6 protein-coding genes are annotated in these 26,042 nt (G+C 46.7%); 1 reads left to right on the top strand and 5 read right to left on the bottom strand.

Annotated features, from left to right (window positions below; translation table 11 throughout):
• Nucleotides 1-765 carry an ABC transporter ATP-binding protein gene (locus AC2SLN_RS03950; RefSeq protein ID WP_486549577.1) on the bottom strand — a complete coding sequence of 255 codons (765 nt, stop codon included), beginning with the start codon at nt 763-765 and terminating at the stop codon, nt 1-3.
• A gap of 214 nt (nt 766-979) precedes the next feature.
• On the opposite strand from AC2SLN_RS03950, the gene AC2SLN_RS03945 reads away from it, so the two are divergent.
• Entirely contained in the window at nt 980-2,254 is a 1,275-nt protein-coding gene (locus AC2SLN_RS03945) for an SIP domain-containing protein (RefSeq protein ID WP_486549575.1), read from the top strand.
• A 288-nt stretch (nt 2,255-2,542) separates the two neighbouring features.
• On the opposite strand, the gene AC2SLN_RS03940 is transcribed toward AC2SLN_RS03945, so the two are convergent.
• The 4 genes from AC2SLN_RS03940 to AC2SLN_RS03925 form a co-directional block, all read right to left on the bottom strand.
• Nucleotides 2,543-2,947, bottom strand: coding sequence for an IS256 family transposase, variant Zn-binding type (locus AC2SLN_RS03940; RefSeq protein ID WP_495057364.1), 405 nt, complete (start codon nt 2,945-2,947; stop codon nt 2,543-2,545).
• 18 nt (nt 2,948-2,965) lie between these two features.
• Nucleotides 2,966-3,190: a hypothetical protein gene (locus AC2SLN_RS03935; RefSeq protein WP_495057363.1), complete on the bottom strand. Its 225-nt coding sequence runs from the start codon at nt 3,188-3,190 to the stop codon at nt 2,966-2,968.
• A 275-nt stretch (nt 3,191-3,465) separates the two neighbouring features.
• The gene (locus AC2SLN_RS03930; protein ID WP_486550942.1) at nt 3,466-3,582 is read right to left on the bottom strand and encodes a transposase-like zinc-binding domain-containing protein; all 117 of its coding nucleotides are present in this window, start codon (nt 3,580-3,582) and stop codon (nt 3,466-3,468) included.
• 167 nt (nt 3,583-3,749) lie between these two features.
• Entirely contained in the window at nt 3,750-26,009 is a 22,260-nt protein-coding gene (locus AC2SLN_RS03925; RefSeq protein WP_495057362.1) for a Calx-beta domain-containing protein, read from the bottom strand.
• Nucleotides 26,010-26,042 lie beyond the last annotated feature (33 nt).

The following is a 26,042-nucleotide window of genomic DNA, read 5'->3' as shown; positions in this document are numbered from 1 at the left end:
CTACACCACTGCTACAGGTTGACCATTAATCGGATGGGTTAATAGCTGCATATCCACATTAAAGATATCTTTTAGCACGTGTGGCTGCATGATATTGACCACCGTATCATCGTGGCATATCTGTCCTGCTTTGAGCGCGACAATACGGTCTGCATATTGAGCAGCAAGATTAATATCATGCACAATCATGACCACACCCAAGCCCTGGGTTTTTACCAGCTCTCTGATCAGCGCCATAACCTCTATCTGATAGCCTATATCCAATGCCGCCAGTGGTTCGTCCAATAGCAAATACTGCGTATCTTGAGCCAAACACATGGCCAACCACACCCTTGCCCGCTCCCCGCCTGACAAGGTAGAAACAATACGGTCGGCAAAAGGCACCACTTGGGTTAAGCGCATCGCCTCATTGACTTTGTCACGGTCTATTTTGCTGGGTTTTTGTAGCCATTTTTGATGCGGATAGCGCCCTAACATCACAAGCTCACTGACGGTAAAGGAAGCAGCATCAGGCAGCTGCTGCGGCAAATAGGCCAGCTTTTTTGCCAAGTCCTTACTGTCATAAGCATTAAGCGGCATATCATCCAGACTTAATGACCCCGCACTGGGTGACATCTCTCCGGCCAACGCTTTAATGAACGTAGTTTTCCCCGATCCATTATGTCCAATTAATGCCACCAATTGGTTAGGGGTAATCTGGCAATGAATATTATGTAATAGCGTATTGTCTTGACGAGTTATAGAAAGCTTTTGGGCTCGTAACATAAAATTGCCGTATTTAAAGTGAGGAAAAATAAAGCGATACAAGATATGTTCATCTAAATATTGTATTATACATTACGAATGTTAATAAAAACAATTCTCATTATTATATTACCTTTACACCATTACACCATGCCTTTGTAGTAATGAGAATCATTATCTAATATAATTAAACAAATAACAGACGATCCTCTACACACGCTCATCGAGATATTGTATGACCAAAACCATCGACTCCCTAAATAAACCCTCAGATGGTCAGCGTCACTCGCTGACACCTATCCGTTACCCCGATGCACAACATATCCTTGGTCATATTAATGAAGAGCACACTGAAGATTTGTCTGATTTAATACGTGTGTTCCATCACATTGACCCATCGCAGCTACAAAATGCCCCTATAAAGTTAGTTAAAATCTATCAGCAAGGATTTGATATTCAGGTACAACTGACCACCGATACCGAAGCAGAGCACCTTTATTTTATTGCCTTTGATGCCCCTATCGAGAATATAGAGGAGCTACCGCTACACTTTGTGCTTCTTAAACAAAAAGCGGATAAACAAATTGGTAAAAGAACCATCAAGTTAACTGATAAGTATTTTGAGGTAAAAGAGCGCTATTATGTCACTAAAAACATGCTGCGCTTGGTCATAAGCCCATTATCACAACCCCTTGAAGACAACCAGCACGATAAGCAGCATAAGCAATACAATGACCCCTACCATTACCCGCGCTCAGTAGATACGGTGCTGATTCAAGAAGCAGGTTATGCTTATTTGTTTGATTTAGCTACTTTTGACCCTGTCTCATTTAAGCCCATAACAAACCAGGCTACCAAAAAAAGTAAAGTTCGCCAGCACTGTTATTACACCTTGCGTAAGGCATACCGAAATGAGGTCGACTCGGGTAAACCATTAGCATGGATTGATATTTTTATTCATGGCGACACGCCAGGCGGAAACTGGGCAATGGCACTGCAAGCAGGAGACATCATTAAGACCAAACGTGAAATCCCAGAAAAACTCGCTCATCTTGGTGCACTTGGTGGTGGCTCAAGCAACCTTTCAACAACTGATGCAAAAATCAGCAGCAATAACGGTCAAACACGCTGTCTATTGATTGCTGATGAAACATCAATACCAACAGTGGCTAGGTTATTAGAGCTTTGGACACAGCCCACGCCGCCATTGGTTATTTGTGTCACCCAAGACCCAGCAGATCAGGACTACCTTGAACAAGTCGACTTTAGCAATGCTCTAACCGATAGGCCAATTATCTTGCCACTTAAGACGAATGAGGGTAAATTTGAGACATTGGCTATGCGTATTGACGCCTGTTTAGAAAGTTATTTAAATGAAAATCCCACACATATAAACCGAGTATGGGGTGCTCTTGAAGCCAGCACCACCAAACAGCTACGCCGACTATTACAGTCAAGATTGGGGCTGACACGCTCAGAGATAGTTATTAAGGTGTATTGGCGCCGCTAGAGCGGATGTATGCTTTATTCAGTATAAAACAGGGCTTTGGCTATTAACGGTCTTTTGCTATTAACAATATATGAGCTATGAAATTAATGTTGGTATATTTGTTGGTATAAGCAAAATAGTAAAATATTAAACCTTTAATTAATAATCAACAACTTATCTATACAATGTGTTTAATACTGGGCGCACCAGTAAAAGTATTGAAATATAAGGCTCTCAAAGATTGAGAGCCTTTTTTATTGCCCGTTTATTTTGTCAGTATTAAAATAGGTGTAATGGACAAAATTCATGCTATTTGAGAGACTTTGACGTTAAAAAGTCTTTAATAAACCGTAACTTACGGCTCTCATTTAGTCCATGATGACTGTGTAATTTCCGTTTAAGATCACTAAACAAACCTTCAAGAGTATTGATTGTATTTGCTATATCTAAATGCTCATATTCTTGGTAAGTAAATAACCAATCACTATTAACTCGTAGGCTACGATAAGCACTTCTAAGACGCTTATGAGTGTACCAAGTTTTACCCGTATTTTCATTCACACTACGCGCATTTAAGTAGGTTTCATGAGTCAAATACCAGTCATCCAAGGCAGTGACAAACGACTTACTATCGGGCTTTGTAAGCTTTAGAGCAAGCTGTCTGAGCTCAATACTCGCTATATTTTTAGGTCGACGAGTCAGGTAGCGGGTCACTATTTGTATTTGATGAAACTAGCACATTTGACAAGGTATATCATTAAATAACGCTCTTAATCCTCGTCTTCCATCACAGGTAATGCTTTGTATCTCAATGCCTGAGGCTTTTAAGTGGTCTATGGCTTGTTTGTAGTCTTGGTTGGTTTCATGACCAACTATGCCGTAATGTAAAACAGCTTGGGTGGTATTGTCTACAAAGACCATGAGACCAAACTTGCGTCCAAAGTACGTGGTATCCATAATGATACTCACGTGCTTTGGCCGCTTAATACGATATTGAATATTATAGTCGTAGGCAAACTAAAGAGCTACAACGTTAACCTCACTAAGCCTACTAGAGTAGTACTTGCGCTCGGTTGTCTTGTATCTTATTTAGTTGCCTATGACTATAGCTTTATCTAAGCGTCTCTGAATAGTTTTTATACTACAACTATACTTATCGGCCAGTTGTTTGTAAGTCTGTTTACCCTTCGCATATTCCATCCATAATATTTGATAATGAACTCTCCTGTAACCTAAAAATGTCTACCACAAGCTAGACATAGGTACTGCTGTTTGCCTTGGTTGCGCCCGTTCTTTTTAGTATGTTTTTGATGACAAAAAGGGCAGTTTTTTGATTCATGACTTTCAATCCTTACAAATATAGATAGTATATAACTTAAGAGAATGTTTCAGCAAGAATGTTGTCCATTACATCGCTTTTTCATTATTCTGCGCATACTCATTCTTTAAGGGATAAAACTATAAATCAATAAAAAACGCCTTCCGAGGAAGACGTTTTAAAATAATCTATAACAGATTAAAGAATATTTACAACATTATCAATATCTACATAAACTGTCGCTAGACCTAATTCAAATTGGTTGTAACCTGCTTGATCACTATTATCCAGTTCTGTAAAACCTACTAAGTTAATAGTATCCTTCTTATCAGCATTGATGAATAAAGAGTCATCACTCGTCATTCTTCTTACAGTTGCTGCATCTTGTATTGTAAGTGTTTGACCTACATTATCATAAATATCGAGTACTTCAATTGTACGAATATAAGTATCAGATATGAAATCAGAGATATCTAAAGAACCTAAACTAGGATCTAAGCGTATGGTATCTATTCCATTATCGCCACGCAATACAGTATCTTCTAGATCAAATATTATAATATCATCGCCATTACCTCCATACATTTTATCAGCGCCAGTATTACCTTGCATTACATCGTCCCCACCCCGGCCAGATAATACATCATCTTTATCATCACTACCTATAATAACGTTATCAAAATTATTCCCTACTAATCTTTCGGTGTATGTGACATTAACAATGCCATCTGCATTATACCCACCTTCACTTATATTATAATTAAATCTAGCAGTATTATTAGCATCTAGTGTCACAGTTACCGCATCTGCATCAACAATTACACCAACGGGGGTTGGGTCAAGATCAGTTGCACCATTAAACTGTGTAGAAAGTCTCGTGTTATCGTTAGACATAATAGTTGATGAGTCAATGGTAATCGTACCTGATTGGTTGGTAATGATAAAATCATTTTGAGCAGCTAATCGGTAGATATCAAGTAGTTGTTCAGACGCCACAAGATCACCATCATTATCGCGTACATTAAAGTAAATGGGTTCTTTGTATCCAAGTACAGTTGGTGCTGTTTGATAGCTATATTGACCCTTGCTGTATGCTGTTCCATCAGGTCTAACCCCATCTGCAAAATGCACACTAAATACACCGCCTGTCAAACTAGATGTTGCTGTGAGCAAGTGTTGATCTGAATCGTATATAACACTAGATCCATCATCAGCAAACACCGTATCAGTCTCGTGATCATATTCATATGTTATTCCGCCAACTGTAACCGATACAAAGTCTCCACCATCAGCACCCATACCGCCTACGAACCCAGGGACATCTCCACTAATTAAACTTCTATCTTCAGAAATAGGATTAGGCAATGAATTTAAAAGCTGTTGGGATAAATCGCTAAAGTCAGCTTGCTCACCATTCAAGTTTTCTCCAGTAACCCCATCATAAGCAATAGGATCTAGATTTCCTGCATTAACATCATCAGACTCGCCCATCGCATACGCAAATGCTGTAATACCATTGGGCGCTATTGAACTACCTGAAGTTAGCCAGTCAGTCCACTGTGTTTCTTCGGCTAATTGAATACCGTTATCGGGATTTGGAGAATATTCATTACCAGATCCGCTTCTAACAGTTCCAAACAGTCCACTGCTATCGTCAACAGATTTATTGTACCGATAAGTTACACCATTAGGTGTATATACGTAAGTATCGATTACCGTTGAGTCAGACTGACCAAACGTAGGATTACCATCGGTCATGAAGTAGCTCCTATTATAATCTGCATCAATAATGGCACCAGGTTTATCAAATTGCTGAATTGCTTCCCTTAAAGCACCATCATAATTGGTACCACCACCCACTTTGAAGTCAAATAAAATATCGATTGCTTCCTGAGCAGTTAACCACAGACTTCCATTAACATCTGACCCATCAGTAGCAAACTGGATAAATTGGAAACGTGAACTCCCAATATCATCGTAAGCTTCAACCATATCGAGAACAGCTTTTTGTGCCACTTCTAAACGATTAAGAGCACGCTCAAAATATATCAACTCTCCAATATTGTCTTCACTAAATGTAGTTGAATATGATACAGGATCTCCATTTGCATCATTAACTATTTTTCCTTCAGCAGTATAGACATTTATACCTGCATTATAGACCGCATCGTTTGCGTTATCACTCAGTACAACCAAATTTCCATTAATATCGAATATTGGAAACTCAGTAGTGACACCTGATGTGAACCCCATACTACCTGATGTATCTAAAACTATCTGAATATTGGAAGTAATAGGTTCTAATAAGATTGTCTCCTTCCCTTCAGCTACTGTTGGTCGGTCATCTTCAACGATAACAGTTAAGAACTCTGGAGCAGAATCATCAGTACCATCATTAACAACAGTTTTGAAGTTCAATGCCATAGCATCCTCACCATCATTATCTGGATGATCTATAGCATGCTGCAAGGTGACCGTGTAATCTGCTGAGAATCTACCATCTGCGTCCGGGCCAATAGGGTCTGTTAATTCAATCTTCAAGACATCGGTTTCCACGCCGTCAATCGTCGTAGTACCCTGTAAGGTTTTAGTAGCATTATCCCAATTCCACACTACAGGTTCGCCCTGAACAGTAATATCGATATCATCAGGGACAATTTTAAACTCACCAGCTGTAAAAGTATCTACATCTGTGAAAGTTATGTTACCTGATGATGTTATCAGGTTAGTCTGGTCATCTTTAAGTAATTGATTATCTTCTATAGCCTGTGCACGCGCATCATTAAGAGCAAGTTCTGCAGCTTCTACTGCCGCCACTAAATCTGGATTGGTAGGGTCCGCAGCAGCAGCAGCATTAGCTGCTCTTAAAGCAATAATTTCATCTCTAATCCCAGCGTTAACTGCAGCAGTGAAGGTGGCATCTGCTTCATTGAAGCTTTTATTGTCAGTAATACCACCATCAGCTAGACCCTCTTCAGAAATACGCGTTGATTCAATGACTAGAATATCTGGAGCGTCGTTATCGCCTTGAATAGTAATTTTAAGTACTGCTTGATCCGATAAACTACCATCGCTCATTGTGTAGTTAAAGCTTTCTTCTAATGTATCGCCTATATTCAATGCCTCAACAGCAGCATTTTCTTCATCAATGGCATAAATATAAGTACCATCTGGATTAATAGTTAAAGTGCCATAAGTACCTTGCAGTACTGAACCTACCTCACCAGCTGTACCAGAGCCTTCAACGCTACCAGTGCGAATTTCAGTAACAGTTGCATTTGCATTAGTCGGATCATCAGCAACATCACTACCACCACCATTCAAGACATTACCAGTGGCGTCTATACCTGCACGAGCATTATCCAGACCACCAGATTCAATAGCAGTACTCGCATCATCATTAGCTAAAATGTCATCATTTAAAATAGTACCCAATCCAGTGTCATCAGAAATAGTTGCATTTATTGGGTTTAATAATTTGACATTATAAGTTTCTGTTGGTTCCCAAAAATCATCTCCCACTACGGTTACATCTATTGTTTGTGATGTGGATCCAGCAGGAACAATAACTTTAGTGACTGTTGTCATAACATCACCTGTTACGGTATTGACATGTTCAATTGCAACGTCAACCGTTACATCTGCATCAGCTGTAACGTTTGGATCTTCAAATGAAACAGTAAACTGCACTGTCTGATCCGCATCAGTTTCACGTATCTCGACATCATTAATAACTAGTGCAGGTATCACATCATCATCTTTAATTGTGGTTGTGACAGTATCATTACCAATTTGTACTGATTCAAAGCCACCATCACTCGGATTGGAAATCTTAACGTTATATACTTCGTCCCCCTCGTATACTTTATCGTCCACAATACCTACTGTAATGTTTGCTGAATTAGTACCTGCAAGTATAGTTACTTGTTTAAAAACCTCAACAATATCAGAAGTTTCCGCAGAGATATATTCGTATGTCACATCAACTGTCATATCAACTGTAGGTGTAACAACACTGCCATCAGCCTTAGTTAATGAGACGGTATAAACGGCTTGAGTATCAGTACCCTCCGTTACGGTGGCTGGACCAGCTATATTAACTGTAACAATGTCCGCTGTTGCTTCATCATTAATAATACCAGTAGCCGTCGAGGTACCAACTGTAACTACTGTTGTTTCGTTATCATCAGCAATGTAATCATCAATCGTAGGGTAGGTAACTGTAAACTCAGTAACGCCTGCTGGTACTGTAATTTCCCCAGTTGTTGAATCATATGTTACCCCGTTACTAAACAGTGGTGCATTGGTATAATCATCACCTTCAGTAGCTGTTCCGTCACTAATATTGAATACATATGTTTCATCTGTCGCACTCGGAGAACTTATCGAAACTGTATGTATTAAGTCATTCCCTTCATCAGCTTGCGCAGATTCGACTACTATATCGAGATTGTCATCGTTAAGAATTGTACCTGTACCACTGTCGCCACCTATGGTTAGTAAGGTGGTCTCGTCGTTTTCGTAAATTGTGTCATCCGTTGTTGGATAGGTAACTGTGAAGCTAGTTACTCCAGGTGGTATGGTAATTTGACCTGTTGAAATATCGTAGGTTACGCCGTTAGAGAATGTTGGACTATTATTATAGTCTTCACCTTCAGTGGCTGTACCATTTTCTAGTAGAAATTCATAACTAATCGGAGCTTGTGCTGCTTCACTCAAAGTAACTGTGTGAACTAACTCTAAACCCTCTGTAATCTCAGCATCTTCGACAGTGATAGTTGGTTTATCATCATCTCCGTTATTCTCGTCTAAGATAATACCTGTTGCAGTCGGCGTACCTAGCTTAGCATTGGTTGGGTTGCTAATCTCAAGTACCATGTCTTCTGATACTTCGTAAACACTGTCATCATCTACTGTCACTGTAATGGCTGGGGCTGCTGTTTCTCCCGCTGGGATTAATATACTATCGCCATTGGTCAAGAAGTTTGCAATGGCAGCTTGGTCGCCCAATGTGACTTGAGTGCCATCGGCTTTAGTGTAGCTGATTGATACAATGTCTTCAGGTTCAATGGTACTTGCGCTGCCAAGTTTAACGTCAACTGTTGTGTCAAATTCACTGATGTTATCTTGAGTGATTTCAAATGCTAGGGTGTTATCTATTCCTTCGATAGCTTCTGCATCTGTTGCGGCAATGCTAACGGTTGGTTTGTCGCCCTCGGTTGGGTTGCCGTCTGCATCGGCTTCGTCTTTGATGACACCGGTGTCTTTTGTGCTGGCGCCTAGGTCAGCTCCGACTGGGTTGCTGATCTCTAGAACCACGTCTTCTGCTTGCTCATAGATGTCGTCGTCTTTTGGTGTGAGCTTGATGACGGGGGCTTTGGTTTCTCCCGCGGGAATTAAGACGGTTGTGCCGTTCTCTAAGAAGTCGGCGATGTCGGCAGGGTCTGTCAGTACTACTGCGTTACCGTCGACATCGGTGTATTCTATCTTCTCGATGTCGGCAGGTTCAATGCTGCTGTCATTGCCTAGTTTTACATTCACTGTGGTGTCGTCATTGCTTGGGTTGGTTTGACTGATTTCAAATTCAAGCGCTGTCTCTTCCCCTTCTACGGCTTCGGCGACGGTCGCTTCTATGTTGACTTTGGGTTTGTCGCCTTGTTCTGGGTTGCCGTCTGCATCGGCTTCGTCTTTGATGACACCGGTGGCACTTGGGGTGCCTAACGCGGCGTTGGTTGGGTTGCTGATCTCTAAGATGGCGTCTTCTGATTGCTCATAAACGTCATCGTCTGCTGGCGTTAGTTTGATCGCTGGGGCGTCTTTGCTGCCCGCTGGTATTTTAACGGTTACCCCGTCCGTGAAGAATGCTTCAATGTCTGCAGCTTCAGTTAAGGTAACTTCTGTGCCTGTTTCATCGGTGTAAACCACTTGTTTGATGTCTGAGGGGTCAATGGCGTTGTCCGCACTAAAGTTGACGTCGACGGTGGTGTCTTGTTCACTTAGGTTGTTTTGACTGACCACATATTCAAGGGCGGTCTCTTCGCCCTCGATAGCCTCGGCGACGGTCGCGGCAATGCTAACCACGGGTTTGTCGCCGTCTGTTGGGTCAGTCGGATCGTCCGGGTTGTTCGGGTTGTTGTCATTGTCAGCTTGGTCTTCGTCTAAGATAATACCTGTGTCTTCAAGTGTCCCTTCCTTCGCGTTGACAATGTCTGATAGCGTCATGCTAAATTGTTCTGATTGCTCATAGATAGAGTCGTCTAGCGGTACGATGGTAAAGGTCGGGGTAACGCCTCCTGTTGCTGGTATGGTAACGTCTATACCGGCTTGTGCTTCTGCTACTGTTACGCTCTTAACGGTGCCGTCTCCGTCTGTAAACGAGATGGATTGTATGTCTTCAGGCTCAATCTCGCCTAGGTTAAGGGTCACTTTACCTGTGGTTTCAAGTTCGGTTGCGCCTGTGAGTTGTACTTCAAAGACGATGGCGTCATCAACAGCGCCTTCAACGGCTTCTTTATCAGTGCCTACTAGGTTAAGTACTGGCTTGTCGCCCTCGGTTGGGTTGCCGTCTGCATCGGCTTCGTCTTTGATCACGCCGGTGGCTTCTGTGCTCTCGCCTAAGTCAGCACCGTCTGGGTTGCTGATCTCTAGAACCACGTCTTCTGCTTGCTCATAGATGTCGTCGTCTTTTGGTGTGAGCTTGATGACGGGGGCTTTGGTTTCTCCCGCGGGAATTAAGACGGTTGTGCCGTTCTCTAAGAAGTCGGCGATGTCGGCAGGGTCTGTCAGTACTACGGCGTTACCGTCGACATCGGTGTATTCTATCTTCTCGATGTCGGCAGGCTCAATGCTGCTGTCATTGCCTAGTTTTACATTAACGGTGGTGTCGTCATTGCTTGGGTTGGTTTGACTGATTTCAAATTCAAGCGCTGTCTCTTCCCCTTCTACGGCTTCGGCGACGGTCGCTTCTATGTTGACTTTGGGTTTGTCGCCTTGTTCTGGGTTGCCGTCTGCATCGGCTTCGTCTTTGATGACACCGGTGGCACTTGGGGTGCCTAACGCGGCGTTGGTTGGGTTGCTGATCTCTAAGATGGCGTCTTCTGATTGCTCATAAACGTCATCGTCTGCTGGCGTTAGCTTGATCGCTGGGGCGTCTTTGCTGCCCGCTGGTATTTTAACGGTTACCCCGTCCGTGAAGAATGCTTCAATGTCTGCAGCTTCAGTTAAGGTAACTTCTGTGCCTGTTTCATCGGTGTAAACCACTTGTTTGATGTCTGAGGGGTCAATGGCGTTGTCCGCACTAAAGTTGACGTCGACGGTGGTGTCTTGTTCACTTAGGTTGTTTTGACTGACCACATATTCAAGGGCGGTCTCTTCGCCCTCGATAGCCTCGGCGACGGTCGCGGCAATGCTAACCACGGGTTTGTCGCCGTCTGTTGGGTCAGTCGGATCGTCCGGGTTGTTCGGGTTGTTGTCATTGTCAGCTTGGTCTTCGTCTAAGATAATACCTGTTGCAGTCGGCGTACCTAGCTTAGCATTGGTTGGGTTGCTAATCTCAAGTACCATGTCTTCTGATACTTCGTAAACACTGTCATCATCTACTGTCACTGTAATGGCTGGGGCTGCTGTTTCTCCCGCTGGGATTAATATACTATCGCCATTGGTCAAGAAGTTTGCAATGGCAGCTTGGTCGCCCAATGTGACTTGAGTGCCATCGGCTTTAGTGTAGCTGATTGATACAATGTCTTCAGGTTCAATGGTACTTGCGCTGCCAAGTTTAACGTCAACTGTTGTGTCAAATTCACTGATGTTATCTTGAGTGATTTCAAATGCTAGGGTGTTATCTATTCCTTCGATAGCTTCTGCATCTGTTGCGGCAATGCTAACGGTTGGTTTGTCGCCCTCGGTTGGGTTGCCGTCTGCATCGGCTTCGTCTTTGATGACACCGGTGTCTTTTGTGCTGGCGCCTAGGTCAGCTCCGACTGGGTTGCTGATCTCTAGAACCACGTCTTCTGCTTGCTCATAGATGTCGTCGTCTTTTGGTGTGAGCTTGATGACGGGGGCTTTGGTTTCTCCCGCGGGAATTAAGACGGTTGTGCCGTTCTCTAAGAAGTCGGCGATGTCGGCAGGGTCTGTCAGTACTACTGCGTTACCGTCGACATCGGTGTATTCTATCTTCTCGATGTCGGCAGGTTCAATGCTGCTGTCATTGCCTAGTTTTACATTCACTGTGGTGTCGTCATTGCTTGGGTTGGTTTGACTGATTTCAAATTCAAGCGCTGTCTCTTCCCCTTCTACGGCTTCGGCGACGGTCGCTTCTATGTTGACTTTAGGTTTGTCGCCTTGTTCTGGGTTGCCGTCTGCATCGGCTTCGTCTTTGATGACACCGGTGGCACTTGGGGTGCCTAACGCGGCGTTGGTTGGGTTGCTGATCTCTAAGATGGCGTCTTCTGATTGCTCATAAACGTCATCGTCTGCTGGCGTTAGTTTGATCGCTGGGGCGTCTTTGCTGCCCGCTGGTATTTTAACGGTTACCCCGTCCGTGAAGAATGCTTCAATGTCTGCAGCTTCAGTTAAGGTAACTTCTGTGCCTGTTTCATCGGTGTAAACCACTTGTTTGATGTCTGAGGGGTCAATGGCGTTGTCCGCACTAAAGTTGACGTCGACGGTGGTGTCTTGTTCACTTAGGTTGTTTTGACTGACCACATATTCAAGGGCAGTCTCTTCGCCCTCGATAGCCTCGGCAACGGTCGCGGCAATGCTAACCACGGGTTTGTCGCCGTCTGTTGGGTCAGTCGGATCGTCCGGGTTGTTCGGGTTGTTGTCATTGTCAGCTTGGTCTTCGTCTAAGATAATACCTGTGTCTTCAAGTGTCCCTTCCTTCGCGTTGACAATGTCTGATAGCGTCATGCTAAATTGTTCTGATTGCTCATAGATAGAGTCGTCTAGCGGTACGATGGTAAAGGTCGGGGTAACGCCTCCTGTTGCTGGTATGGTAACGTCTATACCGGCTTGTGCTTCTGCTACTGTTACGCTCTTAACGGTGCCGTCTCCGTCTGTAAACGAGATGGATTGTATGTCTTCAGGCTCAATCTCGCCTAGGTTAAGGGTCACTTTACCTGTGGTTTCAAGTTCGGTTGCGCCTGTGAGTTGTACTTCAAAGACGATGGCGTCATCAACAGCGCCTTCAACGGCTTCTTTATCAGTGCCTACTAGGTTAAGTACTGGCTTGTCGCCCTCGGTTGGGTTGCCGTCTGCATCGGCTTCGTCTTTGATCACGCCGGTGGCTTCTGTGCTCTCGCCTAAGTCAGCACCGTCTGGGTTGCTGATCTCTAGAACCACGTCTTCTGCTTGCTCATAGATGTCGTCGTCTTTTGGTGTGAGCTTGATGACGGGGGCTTTGGTTTCTCCCGCGGGAATTAAGACGGTTGTGCCGTTCTCTAAGAAGTCGGCGATGTCGGCAGGGTCTGTCAGTACTACGGCGTTACCGTCGACATCGGTGTATTCTATCTTCTCGATGTCGGCAGGCTCAATGCTGCTGTCATTGCCTAGTTTTACATTAACGGTGGTGTCGTCATTGCTTGGGTTGGTTTGACTGATTTCAAATTCAAGCGCTGTCTCTTCCCCTTCTACGGCTTCGGCGACGGTCGCTTCTATGTTGACTTTAGGTTTGTCGCCTTGTTCTGGGTTGCCGTCTGCATCGGCTTCGTCTTTGATGACACCGGTGGCACTTGGGGTGCCTAACGCGGCGTTGGTTGGGTTGCTGATCTCTAAGATGGCGTCTTCTGATTGCTCATAAACGTCATCGTCTGCTGGCGTTAGCTTGATCGCTGGGGCGTCTTTGCTGCCCGCTGGTATTTTAACGGTTACCCCGTCCGTGAAGAATGCTTCAATGTCTGCAGCTTCAGTTAAGGTAACTTCTGTGCCTGTTTCATCGGTGTAAACCACTTGTTTGATGTCTGAGGGGTCAATGGCGTTGTCCGCACTAAAGTTGACGTCGACGGTGGTGTCTTGTTCACTTAGGTTGTTTTGACTGACCACATATTCAAGGGCAGTCTCTTCGCCCTCGATAGCCTCGGCAACGGTCGCGGCAATGCTAACCACGGGTTTGTCGCCGTCTGTTGGGTCAGTCGGATCGTCCGGGTTGTTCGGGTTGTTGTCATTGTCAGCTTGGTCTTCGTCTAAGATAATACCTGTTGCAGTCGGCGTACCTAGCTTAGCATTGGTTGGGTTGCTAATCTCAAGTACCATGTCTTCTGATACTTCGTAAACACTGTCATCATCTACTGTCACTGTAATGGCTGGGGCTGCTGTTTCTCCCGCTGGGATTAATATACTATCGCCATTGGTCAAGAAGTTTGCAATGGCAGCTTGGTCGCCCAATGTGACTTGAGTGCCATCGGCTTTAGTGTAGCTGATTGATACAATGTCTTCAGGTTCAATGGTACTTGCGCTGCCAAGTTTAACGTCAACTGTTGTGTCAAATTCACTGATGTTATCTTGAGTGATTTCAAATGCTAGGGTGTTATCTATTCCTTCGATAGCTTCTGCATCTGTTGCGGCAATGCTAACGGTTGGTTTGTCGCCCTCGGTTGGGTTGCCGTCTGCATCGGCTTCGTCTTTGATGACACCGGTGTCTTTTGTGCTGGCGCCTAGGTCAGCTCCGACTGGGTTGCTGATCTCTAGAACCACGTCTTCTGCTTGCTCATAGATGTCGTCGTCTTTTGGTGTGAGCTTGATGACGGGGGCTTTGGTTTCTCCCGCGGGAATTAAGACGGTTGTGCCGTTCTCTAAGAAGTCGGCGATGTCGGCAGGGTCTGTCAGTACTACTGCGTTACCGTCGACATCGGTGTATTCTATCTTCTCGATGTCGGCAGGTTCAATGCTGCTGTCATTGCCTAGTTTTACATTCACTGTGGTGTCGTCATTGCTTGGGTTGGTTTGACTGATTTCAAATTCAAGCGCTGTCTCTTCCCCTTCTACGGCTTCGGCGACGGTCGCTTCTATGTTGACTTTGGGTTTGTCGCCTTGTTCTGGGTTGCCGTCTGCATCGGCTTCGTCTTTGATGACACCGGTGGCACTTGGGGTGCCTAACGCGGCGTTGGTTGGGTTGCTGATCTCTAAGATGGCGTCTTCTGATTGCTCATAAACGTCATCGTCTGCTGGCGTTAGCTTGATCGCTGGGGCGTCTTTGCTGCCCGCTGGTATTTTAACGGTTACCCCGTCCGTGAAGAATGCTTCAATGTCTGCAGCTTCAGTTAAGGTAACTTCTGTGCCTGTTTCATCGGTGTAAACCACTTGTTTGATGTCTGAGGGGTCAATGGCGTTGTCCGCACTAAAGTTGACGTCGACGGTGGTGTCTTGTTCACTTAGGTTGTTTTGACTGACCACATATTCAAGGGCGGTCTCTTCGCCCTCGATAGCCTCGGCGACGGTCGCGGCAATGCTAACCACGGGTTTGTCGCCGTCTGTTGGGTCAGTCGGATCGTCCGGGTTGTTCGGGTTGTTGTCATTGTCAGCTTGGTCTTCGTCTAAGATAATACCTGTGTCTTCAAGTGTCCCTTCCTTCGCGTTGACAATGTCTGATAGCGTCATGCTAAATTGTTCTGATTGCTCATAGATAGAGTCGTCTAGCGGTACGATGGTAAAGGTCGGGGTAACGCCTCCTGTTGCTGGTATGGTAACGTCTATACCGGCTTGTGCTTCTGCTACTGTTACGCTCTTAACGGTGCCGTCTCCGTCTGTAAACGAGATGGATTGTATGTCTTCAGGCTCAATCTCGCCTAGGTTAAGGGTCACTTTACCTGTGGTTTCAAGTTCGGTTGCGCCTGTGAGTTGTACTTCAAAGACGATGGCGTCATCAACAGCGCCTTCAACGGCTTCTTTATCAGTGCCTACTAGGTTAAGTACTGGCTTGTCGCCCTCGGTTGGGTTGCCGTCTGCATCGGCTTCGTCTTTGATCACGCCGGTGGCTTCTGTGCTCTCGCCTAAGTCAGCACCGTCTGGGTTGCTGATCTCTAGAACCACGTCTTCTGCTTGCTCATAGATGTCGTCGTCTTTTGGTGTGAGCTTGATGACGGGGGCTTTGGTTTCTCCCGCGGGAATTAAGACGGTTGTGCCGTTCTCTAAGAAGTCGGCGATGTCGGCAGGGTCTGTCAGTACTACTGCGTTACCGTCGACATCGGTGTATTCTATCTTCTCGATGTCGGCAGGTTCAATGCTGCTGTCATTGCCTAGTTTTACATTCACTGTGGTGTCGTCATTGCTTGGGTTGGTTTGACTGATTTCAAATTCAAGCGCTGTCTCTTCCCCTTCTACGGCTTCGGCGACGGTCGCTTCTATGTTGACTTTAGGTTTGTCGCCTTGTTCTGGGTTGCCGTCTGCATCGGCTTCGTCTTTGATGACACCGGTGGCACTTGGGGTGCCTAACGCGGCGTTGGTTGGGTTGCTGATCTCTAAGATGGCGTCTTCTGATTGCTCATAAACGTCATCGTCTGCTGGCGTTAGCTTGATCGCTGGGGCGTCTTTGCTGCCCGCTGGTATTTTAACGGTTACCCCGTCCGTGAAGAATGCTTCAATGTCTGCAGCTTCAGTTAAGGTAACTTCTGTGCCTGTTTCATCGGTGTAAACCACTTGTTTGATGTCTGAGGGGTCAATGGCGTTGTCCGCACTAAAGTTGACGTCGACGGTGGTGTCTTGTTCACTTAGGTTGTTTTGACTGACCACATATTCAAGGGCGGTCTCTTCGCCCTCGATAGCCTCGGCGACGGTCGCGGCAATGCTAACCACGGGTTTGTCGCCGTCTGTTGGGTCAGTCGGATCGTCCGGGTTGTTCGGGTTGTTGTCATTGTCAGCTTGGTCTTCGTCTAAGATAATACCTGTGTCTTCAAGTGTCCCTTCCTTCGCGTTGACAATGTCTGATAGCGTCATGCTAAATTGTTCTGATTGCTCATAGATAGAGTCGTCTAGCGGTACGATGGTAAAGGTCGGGGTAACGCCTCCTGTTGCTGGTATGGTAACGTCTATACCGGCTTGTGCTTCTGCTACTGTTACGCTCTTAACGGTGCCGTCTCCGTCTGTAAACGAGATGGATTGTATGTCTTCAGGCTCAATCTCGCCTAGGTTAAGGGTCACTTTACCTGTGGTTTCAAGTTCGGTTGCGCCTGTGAGTTGTACTTCAAAGACGATGGCGTCATCAACAGCGCCTTCAACGGCTTCTTTATCAGTGCCTACTAGGTTAAGTACTGGCTTGTCGCCCTCGGTTGGGTTGCCGTCTGCATCGGCTTCGTCTTTGATCACGCCGGTGGCTTCTGTGCTCTCGCCTAAGTCAGCACCGTCTGGGTTGCTGATCTCTAGAACCACGTCTTCTGCTTGCTCATAGATGTCGTCGTCTTTTGGTGTGAGCTTGATGACGGGGGCTTTGGTTTCTCCCGCGGGAATTAAGACGGTTGTGCCGTTCTCTAAGAAGTTAGCGATGTCGGCAGGGTCTGTCAGTACTACTGCGTTACCGTCGACATCGGTGTATTCTATCTTCTCGATGTCGGCAGGCTCAATGCTGCTGTCATTGCCTAGTTTTACATTAACGGTGGTGTCGTCATTGCTTGGGTTGGTTTGACTGATTTCAAATTCAAGCGCTGTCTCTTCCCCTTCTACGGCTTCGGCGACGGTCGCTTCTATGTTGACTTTAGGTTTGTCGCCTTGTTCTGGGTTGCCGTCTGCATCGGCTTCGTCTTTGATGACACCGGTGGCACTTGGGGTGCCTAACGCGGCGTTGGTTGGGTTGCTGATCTCTAAGATGGCGTCTTCTGATTGCTCATAAACGTCATCGTCTGCTGGCGTTAGCTTGATCGCTGGGGCGTCTTTGCTGCCCGCTGGTATTTTAACGGTTACCCCGTCCGTGAAGAATGCTTCAATGTCTGCAGCTTCAGTTAAGGTAACTTCTGTGCCTGTTTCATCGGTGTAAACCACTTGTTTGATGTCTGAGGGGTCAATGGCGTTGTCCGCACTAAAGTTGACGTCGACGGTGGTGTCTTGTTCACTTAGGTTGTTTTGACTGACCACATATTCAAGGGCAGTCTCTTCGCCCTCGATAGCCTCGGCAACGGTCGCGGCAATGCTAACCACGGGTTTGTCGCCGTCTGTTGGGTCAGTCGGATCGTCCGGGTTGTTCGGGTTGTTGTCATTGTCAGCTTGGTCTTCGTCTAAGATAATACCTGTTGCAGTCGGCGTACCTAGCTTAGCATTGGTTGGGTTGCTAATCTCAAGTACCATGTCTTCTGATACTTCGTAAACACTGTCATCATCTACTGTCACTGTAATGGCTGGGGCTGCTGTTTCTCCCGCTGGGATTAATATACTATCGCCATTGGTCAAGAAGTTTGCAATGGCAGCTTGGTCGCCCAATGTGACTTGAGTGCCATCGGCTTTAGTGTAGCTGATTGATACAATGTCTTCAGGTTCAATGGTACTTGCGCTGCCAAGTTTAACGTCAACTGTTGTGTCAAATTCACTGATGTTATCTTGAGTGATTTCAAATGCTAGGGTGTTATCTATTCCTTCGATAGCTTCTGCATCTGTTGCGGCAATGCTAACGGTTGGCTTGTCGCCCTCGGTTGGGTTGCCGTCTGCATCGGCTTCGTCTTTGATGACACCGGTGTCTTTTGTGCTGGCGCCTAGGTCAGCTCCGACTGGGTTGCTGATCTCTAGAACCACGTCTTCTGCTTGCTCATAAATGTCGTCGTCTTTTGGTGTGAGCTTGATGACGGGGGCTTTGGTTTCTCCTGCGGGAATTAAGACGGTTGTGCCGTTCTCTAAGAAGTCGGCGATGTCGGCAGGGTCTGTCAGTACTACGGCGTTACCGTCGACATCGGTGTATTCTATCTTCTCGATGTCGGCAGGCTCAATGCTGCTGTCATTGCCTAGTTTTACATTAACGGTGGTGTCGTCATTGCTTGGGTTGGTTTGACTGATTTCAAATTCAAGCGCTGTCTCTTCCCCTTCTACGGCTTCGGCGACGGTCGCTTCTATGTTGACTTTGGGTTTGTCGCCTTGTTCTGGGTTGCCGTCTGCATCGGCTTCGTCTTTGATGACACCGGTGGCACTTGGGGTGCCTAACGCGGCGTTGGTTGGGTTGCTGATCTCTAAGATGGCGTCTTCTGATTGCTCATAAACGTCATCGTCTGCTGGCGTTAGCTTGATCGCTGGGGCGTCTTTGCTGCCCGCTGGTATTTTAACGGTTACCCCGTCCGTGAAGAATGCTTCAATGTCTGCAGCTTCAGTTAAGGTAACTTCTGTGCCTGTTTCATCGGTGTAAACCACTTGTTTGATGTCTGAGGGGTCAATGGCGTTGTCCGCACTAAAGTTGACGTCGACGGTGGTGTCTTGTTCACTTAGGTTGTTTTGACTGACCACATATTCAAGGGCAGTCTCTTCGCCCTCGATAGCCTCGGCAACGGTCGCGGCAATGCTAACCACGGGTTTGTCGCCGTCTGTTGGGTCAGTCGGATCGTCCGGGTTGTTCGGGTTGTTGTCATTGTCAGCTTGGTCTTCGTCTAAGATAATACCTGTTGCAGTCGGCGTACCTAGCTTAGCATTGGTTGGGTTGCTAATCTCAAGTACCATGTCTTCTGATACTTCGTAAACACTGTCATCATCTACTGTCACTGTAATGGCTGGGGCTGCTGTTTCTCCCGCTGGGATTAATATACTATCGCCATTGGTCAAGAAGTTTGCAATGGCAGCTTGGTCGCCCAATGTGACTTGAGTGCCATCGGCTTTAGTGTAGCTGATTGATACAATGTCTTCAGGTTCAATGGTACTTGCGCTGCCAAGTTTAACGTCAACTGTTGTGTCAAATTCACTGATGTTATCTTGAGTGATTTCAAATGCTAGGGTGTTATCTATTCCTTCGATAGCTTCTGCATCTGTTGCGGCAATGCTAACGGTTGGCTTGTCGCCCTCGGTTGGGTTGCCGTCTGCATCGGCTTCGTCTTTGATGACACCGGTGTCTTTTGTGCTGGCGCCTAGGTCAGCTCCGACTGGGTTGCTGATCTCTAGAACCACGTCTTCTACTTGCTCATAGATGTCGTCGTCTTTTGGTGTGAGCTTGATGACGGGGGCTTTGGTTTCTCCTGCGGGAATTAAGACGGTTGTGCCGTTCTCTAAGAAGTTAGCGATGTCGGCAGGGTCTGTCAGTACTACGGCGTTACCGTCGACATCGGTGTATTCTATCTTCTCGATGTCGGCAGGTTCAATGCTGCTGTCATTGCCTAGTTTTACATTAACGGTGGTGTCGTCATTGCTTGGGTTGGTTTGACTGATTTCAAATTCAAGCGCTGTCTCTTCCCCTTCTACGGCTTCGGCGACGGTCGCTTCTATGTTGACTTTAGGTTTGTCGCCTTGTTCTGGGTTGCCGTCTGCATCGGCTTCGTCTTTGATGACACCGGTGGCACTTGGGGTGCCTAACGCGGCGTTGGTTGGGTTGCTGATCTCTAAGATGGCGTCTTCTGATTGCTCATAAACGTCATCGTCTGCTGGCGTTAGCTTGATCGCTGGGGCGTCTTTGCTGCCCGCTGGTATTTTAACGGTTACCCCGTCCGTGAAGAATGCTTCAATGTCTGCAGCTTCAGTTAAGGTAACTTCTGTGCCTGTTTCATCGGTGTAAACCACTTGTTTGATGTCTGAGGGGTCAATGGCGTTGTCCGCACTAAAGTTGACGTCGACGGTGGTGTCTTGTTCACTTAGGTTGTTTTGACTGACCACATATTCAAGGGCAGTCTCTTCGCCCTCGATAGCCTCGGCAACGGTCGCGGCAATGCTAACCACGGGTTTGTCGCCGTCTGTTGGGTCAGTCGGATCGTCCGGGTTGTTCGGGTTGTTGTCATTGTCAGCTTGGTCTTCGTCTAAGATAATACCTGTGTCTTCAAGTGTACCTTCCTTCGCGTTGACAACGTCAGATAGCGTCATGCTAAATTGTTCTGATTGCTCATAGATAGAGTCGTCTAGCGGTACGATGGTAAAGGTCGGGGTAACGCCTCCTGTTGCTGGTATGGTAACGTCTATACCGGCTTGTGCTTCTGCTACTGTTACGCTCTTAACGGTGCCGTCTCCGTCTGTAAACGAGATGGATTGTATGTCTTCAGGCTCAATCTCGCCTAGGTTAAGGGTCACTTTACCTGTGGTTTCAAGTTCGGTTGCGCCTGTGAGTTGTACTTCAAAGACGATGGCGTCATCAACAGCGCCTTCAACGGCTTCTTTATCAGTGCCTACTAGGTTAAGTACTGGCTTGTCGCCCTCGGTTGGGTTGCCGTCTGCATCGGCTTCGTCTTTGATGACACCGGTGTCTTTTGTGCTGGCGCCTAGGTCAGCTCCGACTGGGTTGCTGATCTCTAGAACCACGTCTTCTGCTTGCTCATAAATGTCGTCGTCTTTTGGTGTGAGCTTGATGACGGGGGCTTTGGTTTCTCCTGCGGGAATTAAGACGGTTGTGCCGTTCTCTAAGAAGTCGGCGATGTCGGCAGGGTCTGTCAGTACTACGGCGTTACCGTCGACATCGGTGTATTCTATCTTCTCGATGTCGGCAGGCTCAATGCTGCTGTCATTGCCTAGTTTTACATTAACGGTGGTGTCGTCATTGCTTGGGTTGGTTTGACTGATTTCAAATTCAAGCGCTGTCTCTTCCCCTTCTACGGCTTCGGCGACGGTCGCTTCTATGTTGACTTTGGGTTTGTCGCCTTGTTCTGGGTTGCCGTCTGCATCGGCTTCGTCTTTGATGACACCGGTGGCACTTGGGGTGCCTAACGCGGCGTTGGTTGGGTTGCTGATCTCTAAGATGGCGTCTTCTGATTGCTCATAAACGTCATCGTCTGCTGGCGTTAGTTTGATCGCTGGGGCGTCTTTGCTGCCCGCTGGTATTTTAACGGTTACCCCGTCCGTGAAGAATGCTTCAATGTCTGCAGCTTCAGTTAAGGTAACTTCTGTGCCTGTTTCATCGGTGTAAACCACTTGTTTGATGTCTGAGGGGTCAATGGCGTTGTCCGCACTAAAGTTGACGTCGACGGTGGTGTCTTGTTCACTTAGGTTGTTTTGACTGACCACATATTCAAGGGCGGTCTCTTCGCCCTCGATAGCCTCGGCGACGGTCGCGGCAATGCTAACCACGGGTTTGTCGCCGTCTGTTGGGTCAGTCGGATCGTCCGGGTTGTTCGGGTTGTTGTCATTGTCAGCTTGGTCTTCGTCTAAGATAATACCTGTGTCTTCAAGTGTCCCTTCCTTCGCGTTGACAATGTCTGATAGCGTCATGCTAAATTGTTCTGATTGCTCATAGATAGAGTCGTCTAGCGGTACGATGGTAAAGGTCGGGGTAACGCCTCCTGTTGCTGGTATGGTAACGTCTATACCGGCTTGTGCTTCTGCTACTGTTACGCTCTTAACGGTGCCGTCTCCGTCTGTAAACGAGATGGATTGTATGTCTTCAGGCTCAATCTCGCCTAGGTTAAGGGTCACTTTACCTGTGGTTTCAAGTTCGGTTGCGCCTGTGAGTTGTACTTCAAAGACGATGGCGTCATCAACAGCGCCTTCAACGGCTTCTTTATCAGTGCCTACTAGGTTAAGTACTGGCTTGTCGCCCTCGGTTGGGTTGCCGTCTGCATCGGCTTCGTCTTTGATCACGCCGGTGGCTTCTGTGCTCTCGCCTAAGTCAGCACCGTCTGGGTTGCTGATCTCTAGAACCACGTCTTCTGCTTGCTCATAGATGTCGTCGTCTTTTGGTGTGAGCTTGATGACGGGGGCTTTGGTTTCTCCCGCGGGAATTAAGACGGTTGTGCCGTTCTCTAAGAAGTCGGCGATGTCGGCAGGGTCTGTCAGTACTACGGCGTTACCGTCGACATCGGTGTATTCTATCTTCTCGATGTCGGCAGGCTCAATGCTGCTGTCATTGCCTAGTTTTACATTAACGGTGGTGTCGTCATTGCTTGGGTTGGTTTGACTGATTTCAAATTCAAGCGCTGTCTCTTCCCCTTCTACGGCTTCGGCGACGGTCGCTTCTATGTTGACTTTGGGTTTGTCGCCTTGTTCTGGGTTGCCGTCTGCATCGGCTTCGTCTTTGATGACACCGGTGGCACTTGGGGTGCCTAACGCGGCGTTGGTTGGGTTGCTGATCTCTAAGATGGCGTCTTCTGATTGCTCATAAACGTCATCGTCTGCTGGCGTTAGCTTGATCGCTGGGGCGTCTTTGCTGCCCGCTGGTATTTTAACGGTTACCCCGTCCGTGAAGAATGCTTCAATGTCTGCAGCTTCAGTTAAGGTAACTTCTGTGCCTGTTTCATCGGTGTAAACCACTTGTTTGATGTCTGAGGGGTCAATGGCGTTGTCCGCACTAAAGTTGACGTCGACGGTGGTGTCTTGTTCACTTAGGTTGTTTTGACTGACCACATATTCAAGGGCGGTCTCTTCGCCCTCGATAGCCTCGGCGACGGTCGCGGCAATGCTAACCACGGGTTTGTCGCCGTCTGTTGGGTCAGTCGGATCGTCCGGGTTGTTCGGGTTGTTGTCATTGTCAGCTTGGTCTTCGTCTAAGATAATACCTGTTGCAGTCGGAGTACCTAGCTTAGCATTGGTTGGGTTGCTAATCTCAAGTACCATGTCTTCTGATACTTCGTAAACACTGTCATCATCTACTGTCACTGTAATGGCTGGGGCTGCTGTTTCTCCCGCTGGGATTAATATACTATCGCCATTGGTCAAGAAGTTTGCAATGGCAGCTTGGTCGCCCAATGTGACTTGAGTGCCATCGGCTTTAGTGTAGCTGATTGATACAATGTCTTCAGGTTCAATGGTACTTGCGCTGCCAAGTTTAACGTCAACTGTTGTGTCAAATTCACTGATGTTATCTTGAGTGATTTCAAATGCTAGGGTGTTATCTATTCCTTCGATAGCTTCTGCATCTGTTGCGGCAATGCTAACGGTTGGCTTGTCGCCCTCGGTTGGGTTGCCGTCTGCATCGGCTTCGTCTTTGATCACGCCGGTGGCTTCTGTGCTCTCGCCTAAGTCAGCACCGTCTGGGTTGCTGATCTCTAGAACCACGTCTTCTGCTTGCTCATAGATGTCGTCGTCTTTTGGTGTGAGCTTGATGACGGGGGCTTTGGTTTCTCCCGCGGGAATTAAGACGGTTGTGCCGTTCTCTAAGAAGTCGGCGATGTCGGCAGGGTCTGTCAGTACTACGGCGTTACCGTCGACATCGGTGTATTCTATCTTCTCGATGTCGGCAGGCTCAATGCTGCTGTCATTGCCTAGTTTTACATTAACGGTGGTGTCGTCATTGCTTGGGTTGGTTTGACTGATTTCAAATTCAAGCGCTGTCTCTTCCCCTTCTACGGCTTCGGCGACGGTCGCTTCTATGTTGACTTTGGGTTTGTCGCCTTGTTCTGGGTTGCCGTCTGCATCGGCTTCGTCTTTGATGACACCGGTGGCACTTGGGGTGCCTAACGCGGCGTTGGTTGGGTTGCTGATCTCTAAGATGGCGTCTTCTGATTGCTCATAAACGTCATCGTCTGCTGGCGTTAGCTTGATCGCTGGGGCGTCTTTGCTGCCCGCTGGTATTTTAACGGTTACCCCGTCCGTGAAGAATGCTTCAATGTCTGCAGCTTCAGTTAAGGTAACTTCTGTGCCTGTTTCATCGGTGTAAACCACTTGTTTGATGTCTGAGGGGTCAATGGCGTTGTCCGCACTAAAGTTGACGTCGACGGTGGTGTCTTGTTCACTTAGGTTGTTTTGACTGACCACATATTCAAGGGCGGTCTCTTCGCCCTCGATAGCCTCGGCGACGGTCGCGGCAATGCTAACCACGGGTTTGTCGCCGTCTGTTGGGTCAGTCGGATCGTCCGGGTTGTTCGGGTTGTTGTCATTGTCAGCTTGGTCTTCGTCTAAGATAATACCTGTTGCAGTCGGAGTACCTAGCTTAGCATTGGTTGGGTTGCTAATCTCAAGTACCATGTCTTCTGATACTTCGTAAACACTGTCATCATCTACTGTCACTGTAATGGCTGGGGCTGCTGTTTCTCCCGCTGGGATTAATATACTATCGCCATTGGTCAAGAAGTTTGCAATGGCAGCTTGGTCGCCCAATGTGACTTGAGTGCCATCGGCTTTAGTGTAGCTGATTGATACAATGTCTTCAGGTTCAATGGTACTTGCGCTGCCAAGTTTAACGTCAACTGTTGTGTCTTTTGTGCTGAGTTGGTCTTGTGCAATACGGAATACTAAAACATTATCAATACCTTCAACTGATTCAGCATCTAAGGCTTGAATACTAACTATAGGTGGATAATCCACAGAGATAGTCGCTGGGTTAGATGCCTTGCCTGTTTTATCAGAAACAATGTATTCAATTGGCGTAGGGTCTTTGCTAAATCCGGCTTCTGGTGTGAAGGTTACTTTGCCTTCTGGGTCAACTTCCCATGTCCCTTCGCCGGGTACGGTTACGCTCTTTCCATCTTCAGAGATGGTGCTGCCTTCTGGCGCTTTACTAATGACTACTGTGCTTGGGTCAAGATCGTTTTCAGGGTCAGTGTCGTTACCCACTACGTCGATAACAACGGGTTCTCCACTAGTGCCTTCTTTTAGGTCGTCATTGGCAGTTGGTGCTGTTTGTGGATAATCCACAGAGATAGTCGCTGGGTTAGATGCCTTGCCTGTTTTATCAGAAACAATGTATTCAATTGGCGTAGGGTCTTTGCTAAATCCGGCTTCTGGTGTGAAGGTTACTTTGCCTTCTGGGTCAACTTCCCATGTCCCTTCGCCGGGTACGGTTACGCTCTTTCCATCTTCAGAGATGGTGCTGCCTTCTGGCGCTTTACTAATGACTACTGTGCTTGGGTCAAGATCGTTTTCAGGGTCAGTGTCGTTACCCACTACGTCGATAACAACGGGTTCTCCACTATTACCTTCTTTTAGGTCATCATTGGCGGTTGGTGCTGTTTGTGGATCTTTATCGTCATCATCATTAAATAAAAATGGGACTAATCCAAGGCCTAACCACCATGGAAAACCGGCTGGTGCTGTAATCCACCAAGGGGTTAACATTTCTTCTCCCCCTAGAGCGGCACCTTCAACATCGCCCATTTCTAGTTGGGTAACATAGTCATAAACTTCACCGGTATCTGGAATATAGTGATAGTAACTACCATCTTCAGCGATACCAATTAAGGCTTGTTGATCATTATCGTAAAAACCTTCAATAATTAAGTCTGTGTCCTTACCTTCACGCTCAAACGATACATGTAAATCATTGTCGACACGTTTGGTAATAATATGATTCGGGGCACGACCAATGGATTCATCAAAGAATTCATAGTTAACGTCTTTTTCCGCTTTAATTATGTCAATATGACCATCTTTTGTAATAACGCTAATTTCATTAATTGTTTTTGCTGTGTCATGTGTTTTTACGATAATGTTCTTCATGGATAGTTACCTTTAAATATTATTAATGTGCTT

The organism is Psychrobacter sp. CX90, assembly GCF_057396305.2.
The sequence above is the reverse complement of the archived record's forward strand: the minus strand, read 5'-3'. Positions and strand labels throughout refer to the sequence as shown.

Excerpts from the sequence above, each read along its gene's own strand:
- AC2SLN_RS03950 (WP_486549577.1), bottom strand. The coding sequence starts at position 765 with ATGTTACGAGCCCAAAAGCTTTCTATAACTCGTCAAGACAATACGCTA.
- AC2SLN_RS03945 (WP_486549575.1), top strand. The coding sequence starts at position 980 with ATGACCAAAACCATCGACTCCCTAAATAAACCCTCAGATGGTCAGCGT.
- AC2SLN_RS03935 (WP_495057363.1), bottom strand. The coding sequence starts at position 3,190 with ATGGATACCACGTACTTTGGACGCAAGTTTGGTCTCATGGTCTTTGTA.
- AC2SLN_RS03925 (WP_495057362.1), bottom strand. The coding sequence starts at position 26,009 with ATGAAGAACATTATCGTAAAAACACATGACACAGCAAAAACAATTAAT.